Genomic DNA, 17,435 nt, shown 5'->3' on the forward strand with positions numbered 1-17,435 from the left:
AGGGGGGCAGGAATTAATATTTCTAGCCAGCCAGAGGTGTAGTACACATGTACTCATCTCTTTATCACGTATCTGTCGCGTTTTTGACAGCAGACCTATTCACCTACCAATCAATACACCTTGCCTTTAGTAAACAGCGCTAGCTGTACTGCCTAGATGTAACTCTCAACTGTCACAGTGATCGAGGTGTTTCACAGCACATGATCCACTGATTGTCAAAGTGAGACGTGGTGAAACTATTAGCCAGATCTATCAGTCTCATCATTATTAATGAGCATCTGAGATGACCTAGTAAAAGGTATGTATGCGGATGGGGAGACTTGAACTCCCACAGCATTGCTGCCACTAGTACCTGAAACTAGCGCGTCTACCAATTCCGCCACATCCGCTGGCGTCCGTCGCATTGCGACACCGACGAACATACGGCATCGACATAAGAAATCCCGACCAACGACTGATGGGGCCTGATCCAGTTTGATCGCCGGCCGTCTAGACGGTCTCATCCACCCTTGTCAAGATGCTGCGTGGAAACGCCAGATTGCAGAAATGACGGTTGCGGCCGCTTCGTCTCAAGAGATTCTCAAGCCGCACCTTTCGATCGACGGAAGCTCTCGACTCAGCGGAGTCCTCAGGGTGAGCGGAGCCAAAAATTCCGCTCTAGTTCTGATGACCGCCAGCCTCCTGACGGAGGAAACCGTGGAGATCAGCAATATCCCCAACCTCACCGATATCGCAGGAATGAAGGCCATTCTTGAGTCCTTGGGTGTTGAAGTGACACGACGGGGTGACCGCATCAGCCTCACCGCAGCAAACCTGTCGTCCTCTCAACCGCCTTACGAGCTCGTCAACAGCCTGAGAGCCAGTTTCTTCAGCATTGGTCCCCTGCTCGGAAGGCTGGGCTATGCCCGTGTTCCACTGCCCGGAGGCTGCCGCATCGGTGCCCGGCCTGTGGTGGAACACATTCGTGGACTCAAGTCCCTCGGTGCAATCGTCAACGTTGATCAGGGCCTGGTTACAGCATCCCTACCCGGTGGCATGCGTCGGCTGAAAGGCACTGAAATTGTGCTGGATTGCCCCAGCGTGGGTGCCACCGAAACGATCCTGATGGCCACAGTGTTGGCCGAAGGGAAAAGCACCATTGAGAATGCTGCCAAGGAACCCGAGGTTCAGGATCTCGCCAACCTGCTCAATCTGATGGGAGCCAAGATCTCAGGAGCTGGAAATTCCACCATCACGATCGAGGGCGTTGAGCGTCTCCACGGATGCCGGGATTATTCCGTGATCCCGGATCGGATTGAAGCTGGAACCTTTCTCATGGCAGCTGCAATCACAAGGTCGACTTTGAAAGTAAAACCCGTCGTGCCGGAGCATCTCAGCTCCGTCTTGCAGAAGCTTCGCGATTGTGGCTGTGATCTCAACATCGACGATGACGGCATCACCATCACCCCGGGAGACCTTCGGGCTGTCGATGTGACAACGCAACCCTTCCCAGGATTCCCTACCGATCTGCAGGCCCCTTTCATGTCCCTGATGGCCATTGCCAAGGGAACCAGCGTGATCAGCGAAAAGATTTACGAGAATCGCATGCAGCATGTGGCAGAGCTGCAGCGCATGGGAGCTTCGATTCGCCTGGAAGGCAGCACCGCCATTGTTGAAGGCGTTCCCTCCCTCTGCGGCGCACCAGTGACGGGTAGCGATCTCAGGGCTTCCGCAGCCATGGTGCTGGCCGGTCTTTCAGCCCAGGGCAACACCAAGGTCTGTGGCCTGAAGCACCTGGATCGCGGTTACGACGACATCGAAGCCAAATTGCTGGGCGTTGGAGCCAGGATCGAGCGCTATAGCAACTGATCCAATTCCTGACGGCTACCTACAATTGAAGAACGGGAGCGTGCCGGAATTGGTAGACGGACTCGACTCAAAATCGAGCGCCTTCGGGCATGTGGGTTCAAGTCCCACCGCTCCCACTGCCGTCATGAACACCTACAACCGCTTCCCGCTCAGGCTGGAACGCGGTTCAGGGTGCTGGGTCTGGGATCAAGACGGGCGTCGCTTCCTGGATGCGGTCGCGGGAATCGCCACCTGCTGCCTTGGTCACAGCGACCGTGCCATGCGTCGCGCCCTCAGCAGGCAGCTCGGTCGGCTGCAGCATGTATCCAACCTTTACAACATTCCTGAACAGGAAGAGCTCGCTCGCTGGATCGTGCAGCACAGCTGCGGCGACAGCGTTTTCTTCTGCAACTCGGGGGCAGAAGCCAACGAAGCCGCCATCAAGCTGGCCCGCAAGCACGGCCATCTCAGGCGAGGCATTGAGCGCCCCGTGATTCTCACGGCTGCAGCCAGCTTTCACGGACGGACCTTGGCGGCCGTCACAGCGACGGGGCAACCCAAATATCACCGGGGATTCGAGCCAGTTGTCGATGGCTTCGATTACTTCCCGTACAACGACCTTGATGCCTTCCAATCGTTGCTGGAACAGCACGAAGCAAATGGTCCAGCCGTTGCGGCCGTGCTGATCGAACCACTTCAGGGCGAAGGTGGTGTGAATCCAGGAGACAAGACCTTTTTCAGAGAGCTGCGTCGCCTCTGCGATGCCAACGAGATCCTGCTGATCCTCGATGAAGTGCAGGTCGGGATGGGGCGAACCGGATCTTGGTGGGGCTATCAGCAACTGGACATCGAGCCGGATGCTTTTTCCCTGGCCAAGGGACTTGGCGGCGGTCACGCCGTTGGGGCCCTGGTTGTTCGCGGAGACGCCGACGTTTTTGAGCCCGGTGATCACGCCAGCACGTTCGGAGGGAACCCTTTTGCCTGCAGGGCTGGGCTGACGGTGGCTCGCGAGATCGAGCGTCGCAATCTGCTGCGCAATGTGCAAGAGCGAGGGACACAGCTGCAAGAGGGTTTGAACGGGCTGGTCAGCCGCTACCCGCACCTGTTCCTCGGGGTCCGGGGCTGGGGACTGTTACAGGGACTTGTCCTGCGTCCCGATTGCGGGGTGACAGCTCCTGACCTTGCAGCAGCGGCCATTGATCATCAACTTCTACTGGTGGCAGCAGGGCCCAACGTGTTGCGCATGGTGCCGCCTCTGATCATCAGCGCCCGCGAAGTTCGGTTGCTGCTGAAGCGGCTGGATGCCATATGCAGGACGACTTCGCCGACCTGATCCCGCGCTTCGACACGCGGGGCATGGATCTGCAACTGGATCGCATGGAGGCCGCGTTAAAAGCGCTGGGTGGACCCTGTGCCTCGGTACCAGCGATTCAGGTGGCCGGAACGAACGGGAAGGGGTCCATCGCCGCCTTTCTGTCGGCTGCTTTGAAGCGGGCAAGGATCAAAACAGGCCTGACCACCTCTCCCCACCTGATGAGCTGGTGCGAACGGATCCGCGTTGATGGCGATCAGATTTCCGAGCGAGCCCTTCGCCAGCGGCTGATCGAACTGCAAGGGATTAGCCAGGAGCACCGGCTGACCCCGTTTGAACAACTCCTGGCCGTGGCATTCGACCACTTTCAAGCCAATGCAGTGGACTTGATGGTGCTGGAGGTTGGGCTGGGCGGACGGCTCGATGCCACCACCGCCCACCCCCATCGGCCGGTGATCGCCATGGCGGCGATCGGCCTGGACCACTGCGAACACCTTGGCAGCACCCTGACGGCGATCAGCGAGGAGAAGGGGGCCGTGATCAGCCCCAAGGCAACAGTGATCAGCGCCGAACAGCATCCGGAGGTCAGCAAGGTTCTCAAACGCATCTGCCGGGAACGTTCGGCACAACTGCATTGGGTGGATCCGCTGCCGCAGACATGGCAGCTGGGGTTGGCCGGCACGGTCCAGCGCAGCAATGCCGCAGTGGCCCTGGGAGCCCTGAAAGCCCTGGACTCCCTTGGGTGGGGAGTGCCGGAATCAGCTGTTCGAAAAGGGTTTGCTGAAACCCGCTGGAGCGGCCGCCTGCAAACGGTGCGATGGCGAGGCCTGCCGTTGCGACTGGATGGAGCCCACAACCCAGCCGCTGCAGAACAGCTCGCCCATGAGCGACTGAACTGGCCCGCTCAGGAGCAGGGGGTGACCTGGCTTCTGGCCATTCAGGCTCACAAGCAGGCCAAGGCGATGCTGCGGGCTCTGCTGCAGCCGCTGGATCAGGCCTGGATCGTTCCTGTGCCAGGACATTGCAGCTGGGACCTGAAGGCTCTGCTGGAGCTCAATCCCAACTGGCAGAACCAGCTTCAGCAGAGCGACAACGCTCAGTCGGCACTGGTGGAGATCGAGGCTCAGGGTCGTTGGAGTGATCCGATGCCGGTGGTGGCCGGCTCGCTGTATCTGCTGGGGGATCTGTTTCGCCGGAACCTTGTGACGGCAGAGTGACGGCACGTTGTGCGACGCCAATGGGACCCCTGACCCTCTCTCTGCTGATCGGTGTTCTGCTGATGGTGGTCAGTCCGGTCCAGGCGCTCGACACCTCAGCCGGTTTTGGCCTGCAGGATCGCGCCCTGTTTCAGGAAACGGTCGATTACACGCTCACCAACCAGGCCGGTGGGGACTTTCATGACCAGAATCTGGCCAACACCTCCTTTGCCGGAGCTGTTGGACGCAACGCCGACTTCCGTGGCGCCAACCTGCACGGCGCCATCCTCACGCAGGGTGCCTTTGCGGAAGCGGATTTCCGCGGTGCCGATCTCTCCGATGCCTTGATGGATCGCGCCGATTTCGTCGGCACCGATCTGCGCGATGCGGTTCTGACTGGAATCATTGCCTCCGGCAGCAGCTTCACCAATGCCCGCATTGATGGGGCGGATTTCAGTGATGCCCTCCTGGATCGGGACGACCAACGACGCCTCTGCCGCGATGCGGAAGGCATCAATCCGTCCACTGGTGTGTCCACGCGGGACAGCCTCGGATGCTGACGCTCAGGGGCGCTCGAACCAGCCACGAAGCTTTCCTGGGTTGAGCAGACCTGCAGGATCAAAACGTTGCTTGGCAGCCACCTGATCAGCGTCGACCACCCCCAGACCACCATCCTCGACGGTGAGCACATGGGGATTGAACAGAACGGCACCGGCCTCACGGCAGTCGTTCATCAATTGCTCAAGCCGCTGGCGATCTGACCAGCGCACTAGGGGCAGAGCAGCGAGACGCACGCTGCCCTGTTGCCTCACCGCTTCGAGATGCCAGAGCAACGCATCGCCCCAGCTCCGACGCAACCTGGTCATCGCTGCGAGCTCCGGCTGGGGCAACAACATCTGCAGGTACGTCCAGCCGGGGTCGGCGGAGCGCAGATGCAGGGTGGTGTGATTCCAGGTCAGTTCCCGCAATCCGTTGCCCCCATTGAGATCCTCGGGTCCAAGATCGCGAACCTCGCCGGCATGGGCTGCGGCAAGACGCTGCACGCTGCTCACACCATCCGGGGACACCAGCAGGAGCAACCGGTGCCCTGCTCCTGCTGGACCGCTCCAGGCCGGCAAATGCTGCAACAGCGGTTGCTCCAGCAGGGTGGCGAGATGGAGAGAGATTGCCGATCGTCCGCAGGCCAGCATCAAAGCGACGGCGTCCTCCCAGTTCGTGCAATCGATCGCCAGCTGATGCCAATCCACGGCCGGAGCCGTTGCCAGTTGCAGGGCCGTGATGATGCCGTTGGTGCCGTAGGCGTGATTTAGGGCCTCCGCCTGATGGGCCGGCAGCGTCAGGCGCTGAGGCTGATCCTCCATCGAGACCACCTCAAGGCCGAGCAAATGGCCTGGGTCGCGCAGGAATCCCCAGCGGATGGAGCCGATCCCCCCTGAACCTCCGGACACAAAACCGCCGATGCTGGCGCTGCGCCAGGTGCTGGGCAGCAAGCGGAGCTGGCGTCCATGCCGCCGCAGCCACTGGTCGAGATCCCGCATCGGGCATCCGGGTTCCACCGTCACCACGCCACTGATCGGATCGAGATTTCGAACCGCCTGCAGGTGTCCGCTCAGCATCACCACGCCCCCCTCGAGGGGAACGCACTGGCCGTAGTTGCCGGTCCCGGCCCCCCGCACGGTGAGAGGCACCCGGTGCTTCGAACAGGCGGCAGCCAGCCGCTCCACGGCGTCAACGTCTCGTGGCCTGACCACAAGCTCGGCACATCGGTCTGCGAGCTGATCCCGAAGCACGGGCGAGTAATCGAAATAATCCCGAGACAGACGCCGCAGGTCGGAGGGATCCTCAAGGAGCTCAAGTCCTTGATCAACGAGCAGGGTGCTCTTGAGGGACTTGATCGTGTCGGACACGAGGCTCATGGCTGAACCGCTTGTGTTGCCTTGGTTGTCTAACGGGTTGTCGAGGACAACCAGCGCCCACTGATCAAAATGCGACGCCCAGGAGGACACATCAACGCCTCCGACCAGCTGCTGACATCCAGCACGATCAGGTCGGCTGGAGCACCCTCAGCGACTACCCCATCCCAGGCCAGATCCATCAGCGCTGCCGCGGCCGTGGTGAACGGCATCAGACCGAGCCGTTGCCAGGGAGCCAGCTGCGCCAGAGGCAAACTGCTGGCCATCAAGGCCAGTGGGTCAAAGTTGCCGGCAGGGAACCAGGGATCAGCAACGTTGTCGGCTCCAACAGCCACGCAGACACCAGCCCTCTGCAGGCCCCGGATCGGAGCGAGCGGACGGGTCACTGGCGTCTCCCCTGGCTGACGCCCAAGCAGCCATGCATTGGTGAGGGGAAGAGCCACCACCTTGATGTGGAGCCGTGCCATGCGTTCACAGAGGCGTTGACGGGCGCCGCTTGGCGCCAGCCCAAGGCTGCTGAGATGGCTGCAGGTGATCGGGACCGACGCCCCCTCCTTCTCCACCACCGCCAGCAGTTGTTTCAGCCCCGCGGCTGGCTGGGCATCACTTTCATCAATGTGCAGATCGATGCCGCAGCCAATGTCCTGAGCCAGTCGTAGCTGGGCTCGCAGGGCCTCCTGGACGCGAAATCCTCGAAAGGGCGGTACGAGAACACCACCCAGCAGACCTCCCGCTGCAGCGACCTCCCGCGCCAAGGCCTGTCCCGCTGACGTCGACCAGTGCTCGATCGGAACCAGGGCGACGAGCTGCAGTTCGATCCGGTCGCGCCAGCGCTCGCGCAACTCGAGCAGGGCCTGCCAGCTCACCTTCGCTCCAGGGCCGAGGCTGTCGATATGACTGCGCAGGGCACGCAGTCCCTGGCTGCATGCCAACTGCAGAGCCCGCTCGCCTCGCTTTAGAACAAGCTCCCGGGTCCGCGAGGTGTGCTCCACAAGATTGGCGGCCATCGCACCGCCGTAGGTGCCGGCTGGGTTGGGGTGCTCAGCCCAGGTGAAGGCCTTGTCGAGATGAACATGGGGATCGGCCAGTCTGGGTAAAACCAGCGGCAGGGTTGCCGACGGATGAAGCAGGGGGACGGGGGCCCTCAGCCGCCCATTGCTCCACTGCAGCCGCACCGCACTCAGCCCATCGGATCCGGCCGAGGGAGTCGCCGCACCGGATTGCGGCTCGAGCAGGCACCGCGGGATCCACGCGTCCAGGCTGCCTTGAGCAACACTCACTCGCTTCCACCGGCGGAGGTTTCGCTCCGTAACGGTACAAATTGGCCAGCAACGGCGAGGGTGATCACCTCAGCTTTGGGAATTCGGAGCCCCGGCAACAGTTCCTGCCCTCCAATCCTGGTGATGTACACACTCCCGATGGCGAAATTCCAGCGTGTGGTGAAGCGTCCAGACAGATCCGCCAGCACCTGCTGCTGGGATGCGATCAGCTCGGGACAGTCGCGGATCCACAACTTCAAAAGCATCGGTAGCCCTTTCTCTCCGCAGAGCTCGCGCGTCGCGTAGTCCACCAACTGCTCCCCCGCATGGTCCTGGTAGTCCTTAGGAGAGGGATTGGTCCAGGCCAGTGCAGCCGCGCAGATGGCGCCCGCGCCAAGGGCGGAAAGTGCCGCAACGGGGATCCGCCTGTGGTGAACTGAAGGCGGCACCGGGTTGACTGCAGCACGAATTGGTAGATTCTCACCGACGCGGCGGGCGTCGCCAAGTGGTTAAGGCAGCGGCTTGTGGCGCCGCTATTCGGGGGTTCGAATCCCCTCGCTCGCCCTCTTAATTCGCCTCGGATTGCAGCACGGCCTCCAGCAGAGGAGCGCCCCCCCATCGCACTGGATCCGTGCAGGGAAGGGCCAGGTCCTGGCTGAGTGCCTCCACGGCACTGCGCGCAGCGGTTGCATCCAAGCGAGCCGTATTGAGGGCAACGGCGCAGACCCTTGGCGACGGGGCGTCGGCTGGTCGTGCCAACCGTGCCAGGCCCTCCGTCAGCGCCACCAGCTCAGACAACGGAGGCAAAGGGATGGCCGGCAGCCGCTCAATCGTGCTCTGATCGGCCCGATGCACCAGCAACAGCGCCGTGGGCTGAGCACCGCGCAGCAACGGCAAGGTGGCGCTGGAGCCTGGATGGCACAGCGACCCCTGTCCCTCCACAAGCACCAGGCCATGGGCTGGCAGGCACTCAGCTGCCTCAATCACGGCCGCTTCAACGGCCCCCGCGGCGTAATCCACCCGCACCGCATCAAGGGCGACGCCTCCGCCCTCGATCAGGATGCCGGCCTGCCCTGTGCCGACGAATTGACACGGCAGTGAACGAGCCCTGGCCGCTTTCAACAACTCAAGGCAAGCGCTCATCTTGCCAACGGCCATATCCGTACCAACCGTCAGCAATCGATGGCATAACAATGCCGATGCCCTGGCCTGAGCCACCTGAAGCTGCTCGGGTTCACGGCGCAGATCCCAGATCCAGCGGTCATCCCAGCAAGCGGCCCGCAACTCGCCGTCATCGGCGAGACGAGTGTGCAGACCGCTTGCCAGGTTGAGGCCGCGTTGAAGGGCCACCAGGGCGTCGCGTCGAAGCGGATCAGGCAAGCGACCTCCCGATGGCGCCAGACCGATCACCGCCACCTCAGGACCAAAGGGGAGAGCCTCCTCAAGGCTTCCCACAACGGGCACCTCGCGTTCAATCCCAGTGATGGCTCGCAACGACCCTCCGGCTTGGGAGGGATCCACCACCGCCACGATCGGACCCGGCCGGTGACGAAGCATCGCCAGACCAGTCTTGCCGGTGAGACTCTTGAGGCCGTCGTGCTGAAGCAGCACAACACGATCACTGGCCGACAGCATCAGGCGCCCCCCACGCGTGCGATTCCCAACCCGTGGTCAGTAGAGGGCTGCAGGGCATCACCCAACAGAGGCAGTCCTTCGAAGGGATCGTCGATGAGGTTGAGGTGGCTGTCGAGATCCGGCCAACGGATCAGAGAGATCAGTTGTGCCGCTGCACCGTTCAACAGTCGACTGTCTGAGTAGCAGCCCACCATCAGGGACAGGCCGAGCTGGCGGGCCACCCGGGCCATCAGCAGCGCCGGAGCCAATCCACCGGTTTTCAGGAGTTTGAGGTTCACCCCATCCACATGGGGCGCCAGACGCAGCAGATCCTGCAGATCCCAGCAGCTCTCATCCGCCACCAGAGGCATGGGACAGGTCGGCTTCAAGGCGGCAAAACCGGCCGTATCGAGATCGGGATCAGGATGCGGAGCCAGGGGCTGTTCCAGAAGGACCACACCGTGGCCCTCGAGCGCGCTGAACATGGACGTCGCCTGGTCCCGACTCCAGCCTCCATTGGCATCCACCTGCAGTTCCAGGCTTGTCCCGGTGGTATTGCTGCGCTGGTCGAGGGCCTGCGCCACCGCTGCCAGAAGAGCCCGGTCATGGTCCAGTCCATCCGGGCTGCCCAGTTTCAGCTTCACGCGTGTGGCGGGTAGCTGCTCCCACCACCGATGCAACCGCTGGATCACAGCGCTCACGGAGCCAAGCCCCAGGGTGACGCTGGTGGCTACAGGGTGGTCTGGCGCCAATCCCTGCAGCCGCCAGAACGGCTGCTGCAGCCGGCGACCGTACCAATCCTGCAGCGCCAGATCGACGGCACAGGCCGCCGGTGGGCTTAGACGACTCAGCAGCGGTTCAAAGCTTTGAGGCTGCTCAGGATTGAGCGCCTCCAACGCGACGTTCACCACCTGGAGCTCTTGCTCCACCTCATCAGTGCTGAAGCCGCGGTGGCCCGTCTCAAATCCTCCGGTCTCCCCACGACCTGTCAGCCCATCACGCTCAAGCGTCAGCTCCAGTCGTTCTACGGAGGCGGTCGTTCCACGACTGATGGCCAGCGGAACAGCTTTGGTGAGCGAAAACCGTCGCAGGGCCCATGCCATGACCACCAACACTGCGATCACCAACCTGACACAAGACCCTGGTGAAGGACACTGGAGACGTTTGCTCGCGTTCCGCTGACGCCGTGGTTGTCTCAGCCCCGACCATCACCGCTACCCAGACTTCCGATCACAGCAGCTACTGGATCACCACCTTTGGCTGCCAGATGAACAAGGCGGATTCCGAGCGCATGGCCGGGATCCTGGAAGCCATGGGGTATCAACAGGCCAGCGCCGAGCTTGATGCCGATCTCGTTCTGTACAACACCTGCACGATTCGCGACAACGCCGAGCAGAAGGTTTACAGCTATTTGGGGCGGCAGGCGCAGCGCAAGCGCAGCAATCCGAATCTGACGCTGGTCGTGGCTGGCTGCGTCGCCCAGCAGGAAGGGGAGGCACTGCTGCGACGCGTGCCCGAACTCGATCTGGTGATGGGTCCGCAACACGCCAACCGCCTGGAAACACTGCTGCTGCAAGTGCAGAGCGGACAGCAGGTGGTCGCCACTGAAGACCACCACATCCTCGAGGACATCACCACAGCACGACGCGACAGCTCGATCTGTGGCTGGGTGAATGTGATCTACGGCTGCAACGAACGCTGTACCTACTGCGTCGTGCCCTCGGTTCGCGGCAAGGAGCAGTCCCGTTGGCCGGAAGCAATCCGGCTGGAAATGGAAGGGCTTGCTGCTCAGGGATTCAAGGAGATCACACTCCTGGGCCAGAACATCGATGCCTATGGGCGCGACCTACCAGGCATCACGCCCGAAGGGCGTCGTCAACACACCCTCACCGATCTGCTCCATCACGTTCACAACGTCGAGGGCATCGAGCGGATCCGCTTTGCCACAAGCCATCCCCGCTATTTCACAGAGCGCCTGATCGACGCCTGTGCCGATCTCCCCAAACTCTGCGAACACTTCCATATTCCCTTTCAAAGCGGAGACAACGACGTTCTGCGTGCGATGGCGAGGGGTTACACCGTGGAGCGTTATCAACGAATCATCGATCGCATCCGACAACGGATGCCTGATGCTTCTCTGAGCGCGGATGTGATCGTTGCGTTCCCCGGAGAAACGGATGCCCAGTTCCGCCGGACCCTGCAGCTGGTCGAGTCGATCGGCTTCGATCAAGTGAACACTGCGGCCTATTCGCCGCGACCAAACACGCCTGCAGCCAGCTGGGACGACCAGTTGCCTGAGGGCGTCAAGGTGGCCCGACTTCAGGAACTCAATGCGCTGGTGGAGGCATCCGCCCGACAGCGCAATGCCCGCTACGCAGGGCGCGTGGTGGAGGCCCTGGCGGAAGGCCTCAACCCCAAGGACCCAACGCAACTGATGGGTCGCACCCGAACCAACCGACTGACGTTTTTCAACGCCAGGGGTTCCGATGGAAGCAGCCATCGACCTGGCGATCTGGTGAAGGTGCGCATCGATGCTGTGCGCTCCTTCTCTCTGACCGGCACCCCCCTCCCTGCGGCAGGGGAACACTGATACGTTTGGCGCGCTTTCCAGCTCGACAACGTGCCGAAGACCTCCACGCCTGTCCAGATCGGTCTGGTGTTCGGAGGTGATTCAGGCGAGCACGCCGTCTCGATCCGCTCAGCCATCACCGTTCTCCAGGGACTGAGAGGAGGGGAGAATCGCCATCGTTACGTGGTGGTGCCCGTCTACATCGACCGGCAGGGGCGTTGGTGGGGGCCTGCGGTGGCTGATGCCGTCCTCGAATCCGGCCAGCCAGCGGATGAGCAGGCGTTGCCGCAGCCTCTGCCGCCATCGGGGTTTCGCTCCCTGCCCGAGGGGACTGAAGCGGTGGATGTCTGGTACCCGGTGCTGCACGGCCCGAATGGTGAGGACGGCACGGTTCAGGGGCTGTTCCGGCTGATGCAGCGCCCCTTCGTCGGAGCCGCAGTGCTGGGATCCGCGGTCGGGATGGACAAGCAGGCGATGAAAGCAGCCTTCGCCGCAGCAGATCTGCCCCAGGTGCCTTACGTCTGCCTGCAAGCGAACGAATTGGAACCAAGCGAAGCCCGAGAACAGCTTCTTAAGCGCATCGAAGCCCTCGGCTACCCCTGCTTCGTCAAGCCCGCCAACCTCGGCTCATCGGTTGGCATCAGCAAGGTGCGCAACCGCGAAGAGCTCGAGATCGGACTGCGTCAGGCGGCAGAGCTGGATCCACGCCTGGTGGTTGAACAGGGCGTATCCGCCCGGGAACTTGAATGCGCCGTTCTGGGGCGTGATCAACTGAAAGCGTCCGTCGTGGGTGAGATCCGCTTCGACGCGGACTGGTACGACTACGAAACCAAATACACCTCTGGACGCAGCACGACTCTGATTCCGGCGCCCCTGCCCGACGAGGTGAGCCAGCGCGTGCGCCGGCAGGCGCTTCTCGCCTGCGAGGCGGTTGGTGTGCACGGCATGGCTCGGGTTGATTTCTTTTTCGATGAGGAAGCAAATGCGCTCTGGATCAACGAAATCAACACCCTTCCCGGTTTCACGGATCAGAGCATGTATCCGATGCTCTGGGAAAACAGCGGCTTAACACTCGAACAGCTCGTGCACGAACTGGTGCAAACCGCTGGACAATGAATCGAAAGACCTGTCGGATCGCCGCCTGAATCCATGAGTCACGGCTTGCTCTGGTTACCTCTGCTGCTGGCCTTCGTTTTGCTGGCTGCCCTTGGCTGGTTGGAACGGCGCCGACAGAACCTGTTCCGAACCTGGGCGGAGGGGTCGGAACTCGCCAAGCTCGATGGTTGTGGGGGTGCCCGCCTCAAGGATGGCCAGCTGATCTGGAGCAGCTTCGAAGCAGGACACTTTCAGGACAGGGGAGCCTTCGATGTCTGCAGATTGGAGTTGGTGGAGTTGATGGCGCTGGCCTCTGGGGATGCACCCTTAACCAACGAGGCTCAGGGGCGCTGCCGATTGCGGCTCGTTGGGAAAGGCGTTCAGATGGATGTGCCTTTTGCAGATGCCGACAGGGCACGGCGCTGGGGAGAGCAACTGATGGCACGTGCACGCTGCGATCTGTGAACAGACGCACAACAGAACGCCGAACCCAGCCGAAGGGTGCACGATCCCCACAGCTGGAACGCCGTCGACAGCTTCGCCGAGACAAACGGCGGGACCTGCTGATCCAGTGCTGGCGCATTGTGGCGCTGCTCACGGCCAGCACCGGTCTTGGCTGGTTGCTGCTGCGACATGGCTGGACGCTGGAGGGGAGCAGCCAGCTTGTGATCCAGGGCGATACGGGTCTGCGGCCCGAGCTGGTGGCCCGTGTCGGAGGGCTGGACTTTCCGCAACCGCTCCTAGAGATCAGCCCAGCCGAGCTGGAGAATCGCCTGCTCCGTGATCTGCCGGTGCGTTCAGCCCAGGTGGAACGACGCGGGCTTCCCGCTCAGCTCGTGATCGCACTGGAAGGCCAGCTTCCGATTGCCCATGCCACCCGTCAGCGCGGAAACCGTTCGGAAAGGGGAATGGTCGACGCACGCGGCCACTGGATCCAACCGAGCTCTGACGCCCCCAACCGGGTTCCCTCCAGCTCCCTCACCGTCAAGGGCTGGACGGATGATCGACGCGCAGTCATCGCTGCCCTGCTGAAGGAGCGCAATGCCTTCGGCAGTCCCCTGATCAGCATTGCTCTGGATCCAAATGGCACGATCACGCTGACAACCAAGACGCTGGGATCGATCGATCTCGGTGATGACCTGAGTCGCCTGATGGAACAGATCGCCGTCATCAAGGAACTCAGCCGCAGCATGCCGGCTCACCTGGGGAAGAAAGACAACTCAAGCCTGGATCTCAGCAACCCGGACAGACCTGAACTCGAGTTACCCCTGAAGCCAGCCGAGCTTGCGAACTGAGCAGGAAACCCTGACGGATCGTTGCGGAAAATTTGCTGCGGCAGGAACGTAACTCAAATCGGATGGATCCCTTGAGCGCGGACATAATGCATCCACAACACAACGGTTCAGCCTCAACGATGGAAATTGCGTCCACGTCCATGGAGGCTGCCGGGATCCAGCCAAGCCAGTCGGCGCGGATTGAAGTGATCGGGGTCGGCGGAGGTGGCAGCAATGCGGTGAACCGCATGATCATCAGTGATCTGGAAGGCGTCTCGTATCACGTTCTGAATACGGATGCCCAGGCCCTCATCCAGTCCCAGGCCCAACGGCGTCTGCAACTGGGCCAGACCCTCACCCGTGGTCTCGGCGCCGGCGGTAACCCCACCATCGGTCAGAAAGCCGCAGAGGAGTCGAGGGCTGATCTGCAACAGGCCCTTCAGGGTGCTGATCTTGTCTTCATCGCAGCTGGCATGGGCGGTGGTACAGGCACAGGAGCGGCCCCAGTCGTGGCTGAAGTGGCCCGCGAAGTCGGCGCTCTAACCGTCGGCATCGTTACGAAACCCTTTGGATTCGAAGGTCGCCGTCGCATGCGCCAGGCCGATGAAGGCATTGCCCGCCTTGCCGAACACGTCGACACATTGATCGTGATTCCGAACGATCGTCTGCGTGATGCGATTTCCGGGGCCCCGCTTCAGGAAGCGTTCCGCAGTGCTGACGATGTCCTTCGCATGGGTGTGAAAGGCATCAGCGACATCATCACCTGCCCAGGCCTGGTCAATGTTGACTTTGCCGATGTCCGCTCAGTGATGACCGAGGCCGGCACAGCACTGCTCGGCATCGGCATCGGCTCAGGCCGCTCCAGAGCGATCGAAGCTGCTCAGGCAGCGATCAGCAGTCCTCTTTTGGAAACAGAACGAATCGATGGCGCCAAAGGCTGTGTGATCAACATCAGCGGCGGCAAGGACATGACGCTTGAGGACATGACTGCGGCCTCGGAAGTCATCTACGACGTTGTCGATCCGGAAGCCAACATCATTGTTGGAACCGTGGTCGACGAATCTCTGGAAGGCGAAGTGCATGTGACCGTAATCGCCACCGGTTTCGACAACGGCCAGCAGTACAAAGGTGAGCGTTCTTCCGTTCGCAACCTGGCCAGTCAGTCCTCCCTGCAGCAGAAGAACGAACCTCAGCACAACGGCGCTCGTATCCCTGAGTTTCTGCGCCAACGCCAGCAGCAAGCCGGATCTGACAGCTGATCCGCCCAGGTTCAGCAGCGAAAAGGGGTGACCCGGAGTCCACGCCTGCCCTGAGCATCCCGTGTGGCTGCTACCTTCCGGTCCTGACCAGATTTGGGCGTCCGAGCCGCATGGGTCCGAGTCGATTGGATGCTAGCAAGGACGCTTAAGGCTCCCCGGACGGTCGATGCGCCCCGCCGATCTGATCCGGTTCAAGCAAACCGGTCGATCCATCACCATGCTCACGGCCTGGGACAGTCTTTCCGCTGCCTGGGTTGAAGCAGCTGGAGCAGATGCCGTTCTGGTGGGGGACTCGCTGGCCATGGTGGCTCTCGGCCACGCCACAACGCTTCCCGTCACGCTTGATCAGATGTTGCTGCACACGCAGGCCGTCGAGCGTGGTTTTCAGTCGCTGCCGTCGGCACAGCCTCTGCTGATCAGTGATCTTCCCTTTCTCAGCTATCAGTGCGGCGAAGATCTCGCGGTGCAGGCAGCCGGAAAACTGCTGAAGGAATCGAGTGCCGCCGCTGTGAAGCTGGAGGGATCGGAACCGGAAGTGGTGTCGGTGATCAATCGCCTGGTGCGCATGGGGATCCCCGTAATGGGTCATTTGGGACTGACGCCTCAGGCGGTTCACCGCATGGGATATCGCCGGCAGGCGGAAGATCCCGTCAGCCAGGAGCGCCTGCTGTCAAAAGCTTGGGAGCTGGAACAGGCGGGCTGCTTCTCTCTGGTGCTGGAACATGTTCCAGCTGATCTGGCCGGCAAGGTCCGTCGTCAACTGACGATTCCCGTGATCGGGATCGGGGCTGGCGACGACTGTGATGGTCAGGTGCGAGTGACTGCTGATCTGCTGGGGCTGACCGCCCAGCAACCCCCATTCAGCCCAGCGCTGCTCCCGGGGCGAGAGCTGTTTGAGCAGGCTTTGCGGAACTGGGTGTCGCAGCAGTCATCTGCTCCTCCCACCACAGAAGAACCTCCACCAGAACCTGGTTGCTGAGGGCCATCCCCTCTGGATCGCGAAGACGCCAACGTCCAGCAGCGCACTCCAGCAAGCCCCTGTCGATGAATGGCTGCCAGCGCTGAAGCAGGTCCTCAATGGCTGGGCATCCCAGTGCCTCGAGATCCACGCCTTCGCGCCGTCGCAAGCCCACCAGCAACAGATCATCCAGAGGCAGGCTGAGGCGCTCCCAGGCCCCGCCGGCCTGATTCAGCCAGTCGCGATAGGCCTCACGCGTTCTGGGCCGGGCGATGCGCTGCCCCCAGGGAGCAGCGGTCGCTCCCATCCCGAAGCCCCACCAACCGGCACCACTCCAATAGACGCGGTTGTGACGCGACGCGTGCCCAGGACGGGCATGGTTGGAGATCTCATAACGACTGAAACCGGCCGCCGCCAGGAAAGAACTGGTCAGTGCCATCAGCTGCACAGCGTCCTCTTCCAGCGGCAGATCCAGATCCCCCCGCCGTTGGCGACGGTCAAACACCGTTCCAGGTTCAACCGAGAGGTCGTACACCGAGAGATGGGGAGCGCCTGTGAGCACCGCCTGCTGCAGCTGATCACGCCAGTGATCAAGGGTCTGACCAGGCAGGTTCTGAATCAGATCCAGACTCCAGGAGCGCAGGGTTCCGTCAGAACGTGCCGCTTGCAACCAGCGACAGGCGTCCTGAAGATCCCTGCCCCTGTGGCGCCGCCCCAGCTGTTGCAGAACCAGGTCATCAAAGCTCTGGCCACCCAGGCTGACGCGGTTGATGCCTCTGGCGAGAACCGCCCGTAACTGCTGCTGATCGAAGCTGGCAGGATCCATTTCCAGAGTGATTTCCGCCCCCTCCTGAATGCCGAAACGACGACGCAAGCTGTCCAGGACTGCACCGATCTGATCAGGGCTCAGCAGGGAGGGAGTCCCCCCTCCGATGTAGATCGTGGAAAGGGGCGGACCGCTGTCGGAGGCTGCGATGTCCCGGTGAAGCAGAGCGAGGTAGTCGCGGATGGATGCACTGCCCGGACCAGCACCTCCACTGGCCCTGTCCCCGAGCGGAACCACTGCGAAATCGCAGTAGTAGCAGCGTCGATGGCAAAACGGAATGTGGAGATAAGCGCTGCGTGGCGGGAGGGGATGGGGCATGCTGCGATCACTCGG

Annotated in this window: 16 protein-coding genes, 3 tRNA genes and 1 other RNA gene; 12 read left to right on the plus strand and 8 right to left on the minus strand. The window is 61.9% G+C overall.

The window, feature by feature from the left end; translation table 11 throughout:
- Window positions 1-305 precede the first annotated feature (305 nt).
- A tRNA-Leu gene (locus tag SYN9616_RS0107205) sits at window positions 306-389 on the minus strand.
- A 157-nt stretch (window positions 390-546) separates the two neighbouring features.
- Between SYN9616_RS0107205 and murA the strand changes: the two genes are divergently transcribed.
- From murA to SYN9616_RS0107230, 5 genes are all read left to right on the plus strand, one after another.
- Window positions 547-1,848 (plus strand): UDP-N-acetylglucosamine 1-carboxyvinyltransferase, encoded by a 1,302-nt coding sequence (gene murA, locus SYN9616_RS0107210; RefSeq protein ID WP_028952489.1) that lies wholly within the window; start codon window positions 547-549, stop codon window positions 1,846-1,848.
- A gap of 34 nt (window positions 1,849-1,882) precedes the next feature.
- Window positions 1,883-1,964 (plus strand) — tRNA-Leu (locus tag SYN9616_RS0107215).
- Window positions 1,965-1,972: 8 nt separating this feature from the next.
- A complete protein-coding gene (locus SYN9616_RS0107220) occupies window positions 1,973-3,160 on the plus strand; it encodes an aspartate aminotransferase family protein (protein ID WP_028952490.1) in 1,188 nt (395 codons plus the stop codon).
- Window positions 3,136-4,356, plus strand: a complete 1,221-nt coding sequence (locus SYN9616_RS0107225) for a folylpolyglutamate synthase/dihydrofolate synthase family protein (protein ID WP_028952491.1) — start codon at window positions 3,136-3,138, stop codon at window positions 4,354-4,356. The genes SYN9616_RS0107220 and SYN9616_RS0107225 overlap by 25 nt, the downstream gene beginning before the upstream one ends.
- 20 nt (window positions 4,357-4,376) lie before the next feature.
- Window positions 4,377-4,895 (plus strand): pentapeptide repeat-containing protein, encoded by a 519-nt coding sequence (locus SYN9616_RS0107230; RefSeq protein WP_028952492.1) that lies wholly within the window; start codon window positions 4,377-4,379, stop codon window positions 4,893-4,895.
- 3 nt (window positions 4,896-4,898) lie between these two features.
- Here SYN9616_RS0107230 and SYN9616_RS0107235 read toward each other — a convergent pair whose 3' ends face one another.
- From SYN9616_RS0107235 to SYN9616_RS0107245, 3 genes are read right to left on the minus strand one after another with little or no spacing between them, the layout of a single operon-like run.
- Window positions 4,899-6,251: an FAD-binding oxidoreductase gene (locus SYN9616_RS0107235; protein WP_028952493.1), complete on the minus strand. Its 1,353-nt coding sequence runs from the start codon at window positions 6,249-6,251 to the stop codon at window positions 4,899-4,901.
- Between the two features lie 29 nt (window positions 6,252-6,280).
- Window positions 6,281-7,528 (minus strand): amidohydrolase family protein, encoded by a 1,248-nt coding sequence (locus SYN9616_RS0107240; RefSeq protein ID WP_028952494.1) that lies wholly within the window; start codon window positions 7,526-7,528, stop codon window positions 6,281-6,283.
- Window positions 7,525-7,956, minus strand: coding sequence for a DUF4359 domain-containing protein (locus tag SYN9616_RS0107245; RefSeq protein ID WP_232200149.1), 432 nt, complete (start codon window positions 7,954-7,956; stop codon window positions 7,525-7,527). The genes SYN9616_RS0107240 and SYN9616_RS0107245 overlap by 4 nt, the downstream gene beginning before the upstream one ends.
- Before the next feature lie 42 nt (window positions 7,957-7,998).
- Here SYN9616_RS0107245 and SYN9616_RS0107250 point away from each other — a divergent pair.
- A tRNA-His gene (locus SYN9616_RS0107250) sits at window positions 7,999-8,071 on the plus strand.
- A 3-nt stretch (window positions 8,072-8,074) separates the two neighbouring features.
- Here the strand turns inward: SYN9616_RS0107250 and SYN9616_RS0107255 are convergent.
- A complete protein-coding gene (locus tag SYN9616_RS0107255) occupies window positions 8,075-9,142 on the minus strand; it encodes a DUF1611 domain-containing protein (RefSeq protein ID WP_028952496.1) in 1,068 nt (355 codons plus the stop codon).
- Window positions 9,142-10,224, minus strand: a complete 1,083-nt coding sequence (locus SYN9616_RS0107260) for an enolase C-terminal domain-like protein (protein WP_028952497.1) — start codon at window positions 10,222-10,224, stop codon at window positions 9,142-9,144. Before SYN9616_RS0107260 ends, SYN9616_RS0107255 begins: the two co-directional genes overlap by 1 nt.
- An 83-nt stretch (window positions 10,225-10,307) precedes the next feature.
- Between SYN9616_RS0107260 and miaB the strand changes: the two genes are divergently transcribed.
- From miaB to ftsZ, 5 genes are all read left to right on the plus strand, one after another.
- Window positions 10,308-11,711 carry a tRNA (N6-isopentenyl adenosine(37)-C2)-methylthiotransferase MiaB gene (miaB, locus tag SYN9616_RS0107265; RefSeq protein WP_037991384.1) on the plus strand — a complete coding sequence of 468 codons (1,404 nt, stop codon included), beginning with the start codon at window positions 10,308-10,310 and terminating at the stop codon, window positions 11,709-11,711.
- A 30-nt stretch (window positions 11,712-11,741) separates the two neighbouring features.
- Window positions 11,742-12,806 carry a D-alanine--D-alanine ligase family protein gene (locus SYN9616_RS0107270; protein ID WP_028952499.1) on the plus strand — a complete coding sequence of 355 codons (1,065 nt, stop codon included), beginning with the start codon at window positions 11,742-11,744 and terminating at the stop codon, window positions 12,804-12,806.
- A gap of 33 nt (window positions 12,807-12,839) precedes the next feature.
- On the plus strand, window positions 12,840-13,250 hold the full coding sequence (locus tag SYN9616_RS0107275) for a hypothetical protein (RefSeq protein WP_028952500.1): 411 nt from the start codon (window positions 12,840-12,842) through the stop codon (window positions 13,248-13,250).
- On the plus strand, window positions 13,247-14,080 hold the full coding sequence (locus tag SYN9616_RS0107280; protein WP_028952501.1) for a cell division protein FtsQ/DivIB: 834 nt from the start codon (window positions 13,247-13,249) through the stop codon (window positions 14,078-14,080). The genes SYN9616_RS0107275 and SYN9616_RS0107280 overlap by 4 nt, the downstream gene beginning before the upstream one ends.
- 86 nt (window positions 14,081-14,166) lie before the next feature.
- Entirely contained in the window at window positions 14,167-15,318 is a 1,152-nt protein-coding gene (ftsZ, locus tag SYN9616_RS0107285; protein ID WP_028952502.1) for a cell division protein FtsZ, read from the plus strand.
- Between the two features lie 26 nt (window positions 15,319-15,344).
- On the opposite strand, the gene ffs is transcribed toward ftsZ, so the two are convergent.
- Window positions 15,345-15,441: signal recognition particle sRNA small type (gene ffs, locus SYN9616_RS16470), an RNA gene on the minus strand.
- A gap of 43 nt (window positions 15,442-15,484) precedes the next feature.
- Here ffs and panB point away from each other — a divergent pair.
- Window positions 15,485-16,297, plus strand: coding sequence for a 3-methyl-2-oxobutanoate hydroxymethyltransferase (panB, locus tag SYN9616_RS16475; RefSeq protein WP_071991432.1), 813 nt, complete (start codon window positions 15,485-15,487; stop codon window positions 16,295-16,297).
- Here panB and hemW read toward each other — a convergent pair.
- Window positions 16,179-17,420, minus strand: coding sequence for a radical SAM family heme chaperone HemW (gene hemW, locus SYN9616_RS0107290; protein ID WP_028953794.1), 1,242 nt, complete (start codon window positions 17,418-17,420; stop codon window positions 16,179-16,181). The two genes, panB and hemW, sit on opposite strands and share 119 nt — an antisense overlap.
- Window positions 17,421-17,435: the final 15 nt, after the last annotated feature.

Source organism: Synechococcus sp. CC9616 (assembly GCF_000515235.1).
Lineage (GTDB): Bacteria > Cyanobacteriota > Cyanobacteriia > PCC-6307 > Cyanobiaceae > Parasynechococcus.

Bases quoted from the DNA above. Each gene is read 5' to 3' on its own strand.
- murA (WP_028952489.1), top strand. From the start codon at position 547: ATGACGGTTGCGGCCGCTTCGTCTCAAGAGATTCTCAAGCCGCACCTT.
- SYN9616_RS0107220 (WP_028952490.1), top strand. From the start codon at position 1,973: ATGAACACCTACAACCGCTTCCCGCTCAGGCTGGAACGCGGTTCAGGG.
- SYN9616_RS0107225 (WP_028952491.1), top strand. From the start codon at position 3,136: ATGCAGGACGACTTCGCCGACCTGATCCCGCGCTTCGACACGCGGGGC.
- SYN9616_RS0107230 (WP_028952492.1), top strand. From the start codon at position 4,377: ATGGGACCCCTGACCCTCTCTCTGCTGATCGGTGTTCTGCTGATGGTG.
- SYN9616_RS0107235 (WP_028952493.1), bottom strand. From the start codon at position 6,251: ATGAGCCTCGTGTCCGACACGATCAAGTCCCTCAAGAGCACCCTGCTC.
- SYN9616_RS0107255 (WP_028952496.1), bottom strand. From the start codon at position 9,142: ATGCTGTCGGCCAGTGATCGTGTTGTGCTGCTTCAGCACGACGGCCTC.
- SYN9616_RS0107260 (WP_028952497.1), bottom strand. From the start codon at position 10,224: ATGGCATGGGCCCTGCGACGGTTTTCGCTCACCAAAGCTGTTCCGCTG.
- SYN9616_RS0107275 (WP_028952500.1), top strand. From the start codon at position 12,840: ATGAGTCACGGCTTGCTCTGGTTACCTCTGCTGCTGGCCTTCGTTTTG.
- ftsZ (WP_028952502.1), top strand. From the start codon at position 14,167: ATGCATCCACAACACAACGGTTCAGCCTCAACGATGGAAATTGCGTCC.
- panB (WP_071991432.1), top strand. From the start codon at position 15,485: ATGCGCCCCGCCGATCTGATCCGGTTCAAGCAAACCGGTCGATCCATC.
- hemW (WP_028953794.1), bottom strand. From the start codon at position 17,420: ATGCCCCATCCCCTCCCGCCACGCAGCGCTTATCTCCACATTCCGTTT.